We start from the raw sequence: 11779 nt of genomic DNA on the forward strand, positions 1-11779 counted from the left end.
TTTTAGTACCCAAATAAATTGTTTAATTTAATATAAATGCGATTTTACTGAAGCTTTATTTTAGTAGCTTACGCAGGAAGTCAACCCGAGATATTACTAAAAAATCCAACAATGCAATGGCAACAATGGCAATGATAGCCGTTGGGAATATAACAGCCACTACCAATAAAGGAATGGCAAACGGCCACCACACTGATAGATTAAGATGACGAGCGGGCGGGTTCAATCCTATCATCTCATCGATGCCACGCGGGCGACGTTGCCACCACATGATATAACCGCTCACGCAAATGGCAATGACGGATAAGCAAAATAAAACGTTGGCGAGCACGCTCCATAATCCTAGCGTTCCCATGTGTATGGCGGCACCTGCTGCCATAAATTTGCCAAAGGCGTTGTAATCATCAAAGCGGATATCTGCTAAGACATTACCCGAATAGCGATCGATATGTACTGTACGATCCGCCGTTGGACTCTTCATATCATAGCTCATCGAATCTTGGCTGATCGTCCATACCCCAGTCGCGCCTTGAGGTAAATTCATCTGATAACGCCCTTCAAAACCAATTTCACGGACAAACCTATCTACCGTGTCAATCATAATAGGAATATTGGGTGCAATACCGTTCTCACCCATTGTTGTTCCTGATACTGGCATCGGCGTCAATTCTAGCACCCAAGGCACATCTTTGGTACTACCCGTGTTTAGTGCATCGCCATGTGTTGGTACAATCGCTGGTGTTGCGCCATGGACGTGCGGCGCGGCATCGGCGTTATCCATATCCATACCAACATGATGCTGGCTATGGTCAATCGAAAGCGGTATGGGTGCGACGCCCCACTTACCCGCAGGGAATTGACTCCACGCTTGCACGACTCGTTCGCCCCAAATACCAGCCCACGCCATGCCTGAAATGCAAAAAAACAACAGTACAATCGATATCCAACTACCCAATGTTCCATGAATGGTTCGAAAAAATGAGCGTTTTTTCTTAAGCGTGGTATTGTCATTAGGAATCAACATAGCTTTAACAGATTTACGTTTTTTCCACCACAAATACCAGCCCGTTAAAATCATTAAAATCGTTAAGGAAGCCGTGGTTTCTTGAATGTAGTCACCGACTCTGCCCAATAGCAAATCACTATGAATATCATCAAAGGTGTTATACAGATTACTATTCGTCGGTATACTCTTAACAATCTCGGCCGTATAAGGATTCACGGCTACCATATTGTCATGCCCTTCTGATACCACCTGAAACAAGGCCACGGTATCGCTCTCACGAGGGGCAATATATTTTATCAGTGTACTATCGGGCAACGTGCCCAGCGCATTTTTGGCTTGGGTAGCGACAGGCGCTTGAACCATCGATTCTGACGTAGGTACAGTCAAACGATCATTGTCTCGGCCTAAGGTATTGGACATGAGTATCATACCAAGTCCTGTGCACGCTAAAATAATTAAGAAAGGCGCTACAAACATGCCAGCATAAAAATGCCATCGCCATATCGTAAAATAGCGCTGATTATTGTCTGATTGAGGGGTTTGTCTGTTCATGGATATGACCTTTAACACTCTTTGGTTGCTCAATAAATGACCCAAACGTATTGATGATAACCACAGATACCGTGACTATCCTCTTATTTACGCCAGTCATCCTTTCTATATTTTAGCTACGGCTGCATGATACGAGAAAACGTATTCAAACACCACTATTCATAGCGAGTCACTTTTGTAACAGGTTGATTTTTAGTCCATTTGTATTATTAGATAATCCCCTCTTTATTTACTACATCCAATCAAGCAATGATGATTTACTATTATTTTTTAATGATAATAATAATCATTAGTGTTATTATCTACAGCAGTTACTCTGCTCAAAACAACCTGCCATATTCACCGATAACTTGCTAATAGGACATACGATGCGGTCTCCTGTCACCTCCAATTCCATTCAAAAAAAACGTCTCACTACGGCTGTACAAATTGGTTTAATCCTAAGTGTCAGTCATAGCGCTTATGCCGAAGATATACGAAGCAATATTGGAGACAATGAGACCGCCACACCATCGACCACCTTGGATACTATCGCTGTTTATGCTGACAGCTACCGCAGTACAGGTACAAAAACCGCATTAGATCCCAATGATGCACCAATGAGTTACACCAGAATTGATCAAGAATTATTACAAAAACGTCAGGCAGACAGCGTCAATGCCGCCCTGCGTTACGAGCCCGGTATCAGCGCTGAGAGCCGCGGAACGGTTTCTGTCTTTGATGAATACAATATCCGTGGGTTTAAGACGTATTCTAACTTTTATGATGGACTAAGACTGCCCTATGATGGCGCTTGGAATCTGATGCCGCAAGTAGATATCTATGCAACCGAGTCGGTCGAGGTGGTGAAAGGGCCAGCATCCTCATTGTATGGCTATGCATCACCGGGCGGTATGGTCAATCAAGTCGCCAAAACCCCAAAAAGCACCCAAGCATCTGAGGTGCAGCTACGACTTGGCAATCAAAACCTAAAAGAAGTTGGCGTGGATACGACAGGTCCTATCACAGACACGCTAAATTATCGCTTAGTAGCATTAAAGCGTAAAAAAGATGGTCAAATGCAGACCACTGAAGAAGAGCGTACTCTGGTTAACCCATCAATCGAGTGGCAACCGACAGAAGATGTCTCCGTGCTTGCCAATGTCTTTTATCAAGACGATCCAGAGATGGTGCCCTCTACGCCGCTGCCTGCTGTGGGCACTGTCTACAACGCCAGCTATGGGAAGCTGGGTAGCGATGCTTATGCAGGTGACAAATGGAATCGCTTTAGCAAAGAAGTGCTTATGCCAAGCGTCACTGTCAACTGGGATATCAATGACAAGCTAACCTTCAAGCACATATTGCGTTATACCGATGCCGAGGCGCAGCAGCGCAATATGTACAATAGTGGGTTTGTGAGTGGTAGTGATAAAATACTGAACCGCGTGGCCTACACCACCGATGAGAGCATGAATAACTGGACCACGGACAATCAGCTGGCTTATAAACTAGATACCGCCAATACATCGCACAATTTATTGTTCGGTGTAGAATATCAAGAGACAGACAGCACCGCGACTTACTATGATGCTGGAGCGGATGGCACACCAAATCTTGACTTGTCTCAGCCAGATTTTTCGCAGGTCAATGCGGATACTTTACCGCTAAATAACTATCGTCAGGATGAGAGTATCGAACAAAGCCAGCTTGGGTTTTATGTGCAAGACGAGATGAAATGGCAAGATTTGACGGTCGTCGCAGGTTTGCGTCATGATAACTTTGATAGTATTACTGATCAGACCAAAGCGTCTGCTGGTGCGATATATAGCGACCAAAAGATTGATAACGACGCATCAAAAACCAGTGGCCGTCTCGCTGCCATCTATGCCTTCGATAATGGCATATCGCCTTATGCAAGCTACTCGCAGTCATTTCAGCCTGTGGTCGGTAGTAACTTCATCACCAATAAGCCGTTCGAACCTACCACTGCCGATCAACTAGAAGCAGGTGTTAAGTATCTCTCTCCCAACCGAGCCACGCAAGGCACATTGGCGGTTTTTGATATCACCCAAAAAAACGTCGTCGTAGCTGATGAGATCAACTACAGAAGCCAAACGCAAACGGGCGAAATCCGCTCTAAAGGGTTTGAAGTTTCAGGCAATCACATGCTCAATGACTGGGTAGATGTTGCCGCAAGCTACAGTTATACCGATGCCGAAATCACAGCAGATGAATTCAACCCTGATGTGGTCGGTAATACGCCTGCGCAAACAGCTAAACATAAGGCCACACTATGGACAGATTATTATGCTACAGACAAGCTTACTCTAAACGCAGGCGTGCGTTATGAGGCCGGCATGCAGCTTGATAAACAAAACTCAGATCAATTGCCAAGTGTGACATTGGTAGACATTGGCGGTAATTATCAAATCAATCCCATGCTCACGGTTGGTGCTAGTATCAATAACTTGTTTGATAAAACCTACGTAGGTGCCTGTTATGACATCAATAATTGCTGGATGGGACCTGAACGACAAATGTCAGTCAGTCTAAAGGCCAATTTTTAATCCATACAAGCTGTCTATTTATTAACATGGCCTGCATAAAAACTGGTTTTATTATTGTCACACCGTCACAAGATAATAAGCAATACGCTTATCAATACCGTACCAAAAGAATCGTTACAAAAGAATCGTTACAAAAGAAGGAAACACCCATGGCAAAATATAATCCAAGAGTACTTGAAGTTATTCGTACGACCTACCTTACGCCAAATATGTGCCGAGTCACACTTGGCGGTGAGGAATTGATGGATTTTCCACTCGATCAAGAAAGTGCCTATATCAAACTCATTTTCCCTCAAGGCGAAGATAATAAACCATTAATGCGCACCTATACTGTCAGCGTCCAACGCGACAACGAGATAGATGTTGATTTTGCGCTGCACGATGTTGAAGGCCCTGCCTCCACTTGGGCACGAAACACTCAAATCGGTGACACAATACTAGTAGGTGGCCCTGGACCAAAAAAACTCATAAATAATGATGCCGATTGGTTTTTATTAATCGGTGATATGACTGCCCTACCTGCAATTACTGTCAATCTTGCCCAGCTCCCTGATGATGCGCGTGGCTATGCTGTCCTTGAAGTGACTACTGAGGCGGATCGTCAAGCTCTCAAAAAACCCGAAAACGTTGATATTCATTGGGTCATCAACGCTGAACCAAATGCAGAAAGCTGTCCATTACTTGAGCACACCAAAACGTTAACGTGGCTGACAGGAGAACCAGCGGTATGGGCGGCTTGTGAATTCCATAGTATGCGCGCGCTACGCCAGTTTTTTAAAGTCGAGCGTCCGATAGAAAAAACGCATTTATACATCTCAAGCTATTGGAAAGTCGACAATACCGAAGATCAGCACAAAATTGAGAAACGCAACGATGCAGAAAGCGCTGCCTAATAGGCGACGTTCTTTAGTGGCAGTGACCATACTCGTCATAACATTAGCAATCCCTTAAGCAATATGATGACATCATATACTCAGTCATATCGCTTAAGGGGTTTTTGGTTTAATAGGTATGTTTTATTTCTAAAACCACCATTTGTAATGGCTTATATCGATAGCAACGTGTGGCATTATTTGCTAACCTCATCTATAGCATCAAGGTATTGGCCGCACGCTATCATCTATAAAAGGTATCGTCATCTAATGATAATATTTCGTGAAAAATGGCTTTGGGCATTGTGCCTTGCGATATTGGTACATGTGGGTTTTTTCTTTATTTTTTATATGAATGTGAATAAAGAAGATTCCACACAAGTGAGCAACAGTCGTGTCGATACGGCCAAACCTTCCGTGACACCTAACATTCTAGATGACTTGCCACCTACCATTGCCAAAACCTATACTGCACCTGTTAAAAACTTAAATACCGTCAGCTCCAAAGATACGACAGAAATACCATCAACGACTCAGAAAAACCCCATCACATCTACACAGACAGACGACATAAGTGCTGCTAAAACAATGACAGAAGACGCTGTATTAACGTATACTAAGTCAGCCTCCACGCTTAAAGCGCGGGCCGAAAAAATCAAGCCGCCAAGTCCCGATACAGATGAGATGTCTGCGTCTATACCATCGGACAATATCGAGGCGCTAGAGAGTATCAAAACCCGTGCTGGTTTGTTGTCTATCGACGTGCCGACCCAGCAGCCCACTATCAAAATAGACAAAGACTATCTCTCGGCAAAATCTGAAGTAGAAGACATCAATAGCCAATTGAGCGCCGCCATTAATGAAGTTAAAAACCGCAATCAGCAAAAAATAGATGAGACGCAGCGGTTAAGAAATGGTGTTGTTACCAGTGAAAATCAAAGCGCCAATCAGGTATTTGAACAAGAGCGTCAAGATGACTCACTCTAGAGATGATTACAACATTGCCTTTATAGTAAAACCCCAGTTATTTACTGGGGTTTTATCATTTGCGCGCTAAAGGTTTATCAACCCTTTATTACCGCTCCCCCATGCCTTCTGATAAGGTTTTAGTAATAGGTTTGGTGAGATAAGACAATACCGTACGCTCCATCGCTTTGATATCGACAGAAGCTGTCATACCAGGCTTGATGACGATCTCATCTTCCCGACCTTCAAACTCAGCACCAGTAATAACAACCAATACCCGATAGTAAGGCTCTTCACCTTTAGGCGTTTTCTCTATCAAAGTATCTGGGCTGATGTAACTTACCGTGCCATTCATAGCCCCAAAGATTGAATAATCATAGGCATCGAGCTTGACGGTCGCACTTTGTCCTTCTTGTACATAAGCAATATCGGCAGGACTGACTTTTGCATCAATCACTAGATCACTGCTGGTCGGCAATATTTGCATGATGGTTTCGCCTGGTTTTACCACACCGCCAATGGTTGTCACGTTAATATTATTGATTTTACCCTCTGTCGGTGACAGCAGACGCTTTTCTTCTAATACTTGTAGACTGTCTCGCAGAACCTCAATCTCGGTATCTAGCTCTTCTTGTGCTTTGGTCATCTCAGCTTGAGCTTCTTCAAAATACTTATTGCGCTTGTTATTGATTTGCGCTTCGATGTCAGCGACTTGACGACTCAGCTTTATAATATCTGCTTGACTGACATCACCGTACTTCAATAACGGCTCATTCATCTTAAGCTCTTGTCTTGCCAGCACGAGCATTTTTTCAAGTGAAGAAACCTCTTCGTTAATAGCTTGCCGGCGACGATTATAGAGCGCGGTTTGGTTCTGTACATATTCTGGATAGTTTTTAACTTCTTTTGGAAAGACCAAAGGCGTCTCAAAAATCTCTGCGTTTAGACGTGATAATTTAGCTTTTAACGCGGCTGTCTTAGAAGCAGAGTTATCAACCGCCGCTTTGGCACGCTCTTCTTCTAAAACCACAAGTAGCTGTCCTGCTTTTACTTCCTGACCTTCCACAACCGCCAGCTCTGTCAATATCCCCCCTTCTGACGCTTGAATCTCTTGCGTGCGCGCGCTAGCAATCACGGTCGCTTTGGCACGTGTGACTTGATCAATCTTAGCAAAGGACGCCCATACAAGTAGCGTTATCATACCAACTAAAGCAATCCAAATATTCAGTCTTGAACGACCAACCTTAAGTTTTGTGGGCGTATATTTATAGTCTGCCATCTCTACTTACCTTGAGCGTGCATTGAAGTTTTGGTGGGGATAGGTTTGATGGTAGTGGTTTGGCTCTCTGCTTGACTCGCTTGTGCTTTTGTACGCTCATTTTTCCTCAATCCATCAAGCACGACTTGTTTTGGACCATCCATAATAATACGTTGATTGTCCATGATAATCAGACGATCAACCAATTCTAGTAGCGCTGTTTTGTGTGTCGATACAATGAATGTCTGACCCTCGTTCAATGCTTGCTTCAGTACCTGCAAGCAGCGCTGCTCTTGTCTGTTGTCCATAGAGGCTGTCGGTTCATCGAGTAAAAACACATTGGGTTTGGTTAAAAGCAGGCGCGTGAATGCAACGAGCTGTTTTTGTCCGCCTGATAAGCCGCGACCGCCTTCACTGATCGGCAAATCCAAACCACTTGAATGACTGGAGACCAGATTTATCAGCCCTGTCTTCATCAAGGCGTCTTGCAGTACATCGTCATCAGGTGCCGCCATTCCTATCAATAAGTTCTCTCTTAATGTGCCTTGGAACAATCGATGGTCTTGCTGCAAATACCCCAAACACTCACTCAGGGTTTCGCGGCTGATTTGATGCATATCCAACCCGTCTAACAATATCTGTCCTTTGGTAGGTGCGTATAACCCAGCCAATACTTTTAGCAAAGTAGACTTTCCTGATCCTATGGGTCCAAGAATGGCAATGCGCTCACCGGGGCGAATGGTCAGGTTGTTAATGTTAATAGCAGCCCTGTCATTGTCTTTATAGTTGAAGACCAAATTGTCGCATTGATAAAAACCATTAATACGACTGGGTGACAGAGGATAAGCGACGCCATGGTTGTCTTGCTCAAGCTCAAACAAGGCTTCGATATTGAGTTTGGCGGCTTTCGCATGCGAGTACTGAACCAACAGACTGGGCAACGTCATCACTGGCGCCAGCACTCGACCACCCAATATCGAGCAGGCAATCAGTCCACCCATGGTCATATCGCCTTGTATCACCACAAACGAGCCGACGATCACGATCCCTACATAGCTGACTTGTTGCAGCATTTGGGTAAAATACGTGAGATTGTCATTGGTGTGCTTCATGTCCAAATCGTTTTTGATCGTCACATTCATCACATCAAGCCAGCGTGACAAAAACTTCCAATTGCCTGCCCCTGCTTTTATCGTCTCAACCCCTTCTACCGCCTCTACCAATAAGCCTGTTTTATAATAAGATGCCGTCGCGCCTTCAGCAGCAATCGCATCAATACGTTTACGCGCAGACAAGCCCATTACTATCGCAATCACAGCTGCAATCACAGGGACGACAGCCACCAGAGGTGAGCCAATAAAGGCCACCAAACTGACAAAAATAATGGTCATCGGCAGATCGACCAACCCAAATAAAGTACTTGCCGTAAAAAAACTGCGTACTTGCTCATAGCCGCGTAGCTGCGCTGCCATAGAGCCCACCGACCCTGGCATCTGATCGATACGCACTTTAAGCAGGCGCTGAAACACTTCGCGAGACAAATACTGATCGAGTCCCACAACGACCTTATCCATAATTCTCGACCGTGAGAATTTCATAAAGGCTTCAAAAAGAATAATAAGAAACACACCACTGGCTAAGATAATGAGCGTATATTCACTGCGCGTTGGAATCACTCGATCATAAACTTGCATAGAGAATAGCGACACCGCTAATGCCAATACATTAATCAAAAATGTCGCGATAACCGCTTCAATCAAAATGCCTTTGTAATTGCCCAAATCTGACTTAAGCAACTCAGAAAAAGACACTTTGCGCTGTTTGGCAGGGTCATTTTTCAAGCGGATTTTTAAGATTAATGACAGCTCATCGGCGCGTGTGTGAACATGATTTTTTTCTTGACGAAAATTCCAACTTTTTTGTGGTGTCTGACCGTCGATGACACCCCACCCTAGTTCAGGATGATAGGCCAACAATGGTAAAAAAGCGGCGTCCGGCTGCTCTAGTATTTCTGGCATATCGGTAATACCAATACCTTCCAAGACCGCAATAATGCCGCCCCCTTCACGAATACTTTGGTTATTTTTGGGGTGCTCACTATGCTGTTTGACGACATCGTTCAGACGTATGTTATCGACTGGATATCCCTGTTGACTCAGCAAATGCTTGATGGCATCTACGAGGCTTGAGGTCAGCTCACTCTGCTCAAGCGTGTTTTGCTCATCATGATGAACTAAAGCTGCTTTCGTCGGTTTCAAGTTTGAACTCATATTCATCACTTATTTAATATTTGGGACAGCCATATAATTATTAGTAGCCCGATTATTTTGGTATTGTTATTTTCTTTGGTTGATATTATTCCCTTCAACGATAGGCGTAATACTATAGTCATCGTTTAACATGATACGTTCACCTTTATTCAGGCTTTCTTCTACATCAGCAGGCAGTCTGATTTCTATGTATTCTTCATTGAGATCTGACACGTCTGGCTGATAGCCCAAGCTTTGGCTGGTTCTTTTTTTATCCTGTTTGCTTATCCATTCTCTGACAGGATCTGTCGGCCTAAATAACGCCACAGGCTGACGGTTGTGCCCAAACTGCTGCCATTGCATCGTACCGAAATCCACTTGTAGACGATGAAATGCACCCAATATGTCTGCACGCGTTTGCACCAGTTGCACTTTATAATCATTGTGTTCACGAACGGCGTTCAACACTTCAAGCCATGATTTACGGCCAGCAATGAACTGTCTACGATAAGAGTTGACGACAATCTGCGCGCCTGCCACAGCAGCAATCAACGAATTTTCTCTGTCTTTTGCACTTACAAACTGCTGATACTGAACCTGAATATTCTCAATCACCTGACGGCGTGAGGCTTCTTGTGTTTGCACTAAGCTATTGACCTGTGCTTGAGAGGCTCGTGCCAATGCAAGATTAGAAAACCCAGCACCAGGCGCATAACTCAATCCTAGTGAAAACTTGCCGTCATTTTCATTATCGTCATGATAATAAGCGTGCTCGTATTGAGCATAAACGGTAGGATATCGAGCGGCTTGCTGTGACTCGACGCCTTGTTTGGCAGATTCGATTTGAAAATGTTCTTTGACGATAACGGGGTTATAAAAGCTGGCTTTTTCGAATGCCATTTTTTCGAAGTTGACAGATTGTTGTTTGGCTTGATTGACCAATACTTTGATATCAGGAAGACTCATGGCGCTCATTTGCGATATAGGCTGACCGATGATCTGCTCAAGTCTCGCCGCTGCGATACGTTGCTGCTCTCCAGCTGCTTGATAAGCCGTTTGTTCTTGCAAGATGCGGTTGGTCACAAGATCCAGCTCAATGCGAGCAGAAACACCTTGCCCCACGCGGCGCTGCATCATAGCCTCAAATTCGCTTAGCTCTTTTAAGGCTTCAGAATGAACATTTTGTTTTGCAATGGCTTGGATATAGCTTTGCCACGCATCAATCGTTGTTTTGGCGACGAGGTTTTGTTGTTCGTAGATATATTCTGTGGCTGCTTTATCATCAAATATGGCTTGATTGACATCGGCTGTCAGCTTGCCACCCGTCCATAAAGGCTGGCGAATAGACACTTGTGAGATAAAATCATTGTCTCTATCGTAGCCTGAGCTCACACTGGGTGTCGGTAAAAGGTTTAGCTTTGCTGCATTGATGCCTTCTGTAGTGGCTTGCTGATTGGCTCTTGCCGAGCCTACCAAAGGATGAGTCTGAATGGCTTGAGTAATCAAACTGTCTACCCGTAGATCCTGTACTGCGGCTTGCGCTGTCATAGTAAAACACGTACCAATTATTAAAAGCGTCACATAATGGCAACGTAACAGCCGATCGCATAACTGGTTTTTGTTTGACGATTTTTTCATATTAAGTTTCAGTAGCTAGCCCTATAAAAATACGCTTGATTAAGTGTTTAGCTTTTGTGTGTTAAACCTTACTAAAACTTAGAGTATAAAACAATCATATACTGGCTAAAGAAATGTTTAAAGTAATAAATCAACCGAGATTGGGCCTAATATCAGATAGGTATAGAGATATACGGAGGATAGAAAAATTAATACGAAGTAAGCCGATGAATCTATAGAAGTTTAAGCAGCATTTTTTATTTTTAGTCATAGGGTTGCAGATTCAATTATCAGCATTCTATTTTTGTAGAAAATCAAATTTATCAGTAATCGTAAGTATTTTAGGATGGTAATTATGAAATGAGACTTATATGCCATTTATTGAATAAATGCATGCCGAATATTGGAGGGAACAATAAAAGCTCATAAAATGAAACACCGCTTTTTAATGAGAAAAAATTAAAGCGGTGTTGGTCGTAAAACTTAAACGTCAATAATTGGAGTAATCAAACCTCAACATATAGGAGATCTGATAAATTGGTAAACCTCTATAAGAATCACTCAAAATTTATGTTCGTACAATAGGTTAAACACACATCTCTATTATTCTTTCAGACAATGCATAGCAAGTCTCTCGATTTTCAGCCTCCAAAACAATACTAATGTAATGAACGTCCTTATCCACCCAGTAATTGATTAAATTAGAGCCGATA

General features: G+C 43.5%; 7 protein-coding genes. 3 read left to right on the forward strand and 4 right to left on the reverse strand.

The window, feature by feature from the left end:
* Positions 1-55 precede the first annotated feature (55 nt).
* A complete protein-coding gene (locus A3K91_RS08075; RefSeq protein WP_062844801.1) occupies positions 56-1558 on the reverse strand; it encodes a PepSY-associated TM helix domain-containing protein in 1503 nt (500 codons plus the stop codon).
* Between the two features lie 368 nt (positions 1559-1926).
* Here A3K91_RS08075 and A3K91_RS08080 point away from each other — a divergent pair, with 368 nt between their 5' ends.
* From A3K91_RS08080 to A3K91_RS08090, 3 genes are all read left to right on the forward strand, one after another.
* Positions 1927-4104 (forward strand): TonB-dependent siderophore receptor, encoded by a 2178-nt coding sequence (locus A3K91_RS08080; protein ID WP_062844802.1) that lies wholly within the window; start codon positions 1927-1929, stop codon positions 4102-4104.
* Positions 4105-4253: 149 nt separating this feature from the next.
* Complete coding sequence (locus A3K91_RS08085; protein ID WP_062844803.1) at positions 4254-4997, forward strand: siderophore-interacting protein; 744 nt, start codon at positions 4254-4256, stop codon at positions 4995-4997.
* Between the two features lie 249 nt (positions 4998-5246).
* On the forward strand, positions 5247-5963 hold the full coding sequence (locus A3K91_RS08090) for a hypothetical protein (protein WP_062844804.1): 717 nt from the start codon (positions 5247-5249) through the stop codon (positions 5961-5963).
* An 88-nt stretch (positions 5964-6051) separates the two neighbouring features.
* Here the strand turns inward: A3K91_RS08090 and A3K91_RS08095 are convergent, their stop codons facing one another.
* The 3 genes from A3K91_RS08095 to A3K91_RS08105 form a co-directional block, all read right to left on the reverse strand.
* A complete protein-coding gene (locus A3K91_RS08095; protein WP_062844805.1) occupies positions 6052-7221 on the reverse strand; it encodes a beta-barrel domain-containing protein in 1170 nt (389 codons plus the stop codon).
* 2 nt (positions 7222-7223) lie between these two features.
* Positions 7224-9470: a type I secretion system permease/ATPase gene (locus tag A3K91_RS08100; RefSeq protein WP_062845944.1), complete on the reverse strand. Its 2247-nt coding sequence runs from the start codon at positions 9468-9470 to the stop codon at positions 7224-7226.
* Positions 9471-9536: 66 nt separating this feature from the next.
* Positions 9537-10997 carry a TolC family protein gene (locus A3K91_RS08105; RefSeq protein ID WP_062845945.1) on the reverse strand — a complete coding sequence of 487 codons (1461 nt, stop codon included), beginning with the start codon at positions 10995-10997 and terminating at the stop codon, positions 9537-9539.
* Positions 10998-11779: the final 782 nt, after the last annotated feature.

It is taken from the genome of Psychrobacter alimentarius (assembly GCF_001606025.1).
In the GTDB taxonomy this organism is placed as follows: Bacteria; Pseudomonadota; Gammaproteobacteria; order Pseudomonadales; family Moraxellaceae; genus Psychrobacter; species Psychrobacter alimentarius.

Coding starts and splice junctions, on each gene's coding strand:
- A3K91_RS08090 (WP_062844804.1), top strand. CDS start 5,247: ATGATAATATTTCGTGAAAAATGGCTTTGGGCATTGTGCCTTGCGATA.
- A3K91_RS08100 (WP_062845944.1), bottom strand. CDS start 9,470: ATGAGTTCAAACTTGAAACCGACGAAAGCAGCTTTAGTTCATCATGAT.
- A3K91_RS08080 (WP_062844802.1), top strand. CDS start 1,927: ATGCGGTCTCCTGTCACCTCCAATTCCATTCAAAAAAAACGTCTCACT.
- A3K91_RS08075 (WP_062844801.1), bottom strand. CDS start 1,558: ATGAACAGACAAACCCCTCAATCAGACAATAATCAGCGCTATTTTACG.
- A3K91_RS08085 (WP_062844803.1), top strand. CDS start 4,254: ATGGCAAAATATAATCCAAGAGTACTTGAAGTTATTCGTACGACCTAC.
- A3K91_RS08095 (WP_062844805.1), bottom strand. CDS start 7,221: ATGGCAGACTATAAATATACGCCCACAAAACTTAAGGTTGGTCGTTCA.
- A3K91_RS08105 (WP_062845945.1), bottom strand. CDS start 10,997: ATGACAGCGCAAGCCGCAGTACAGGATCTACGGGTAGACAGTTTGATT.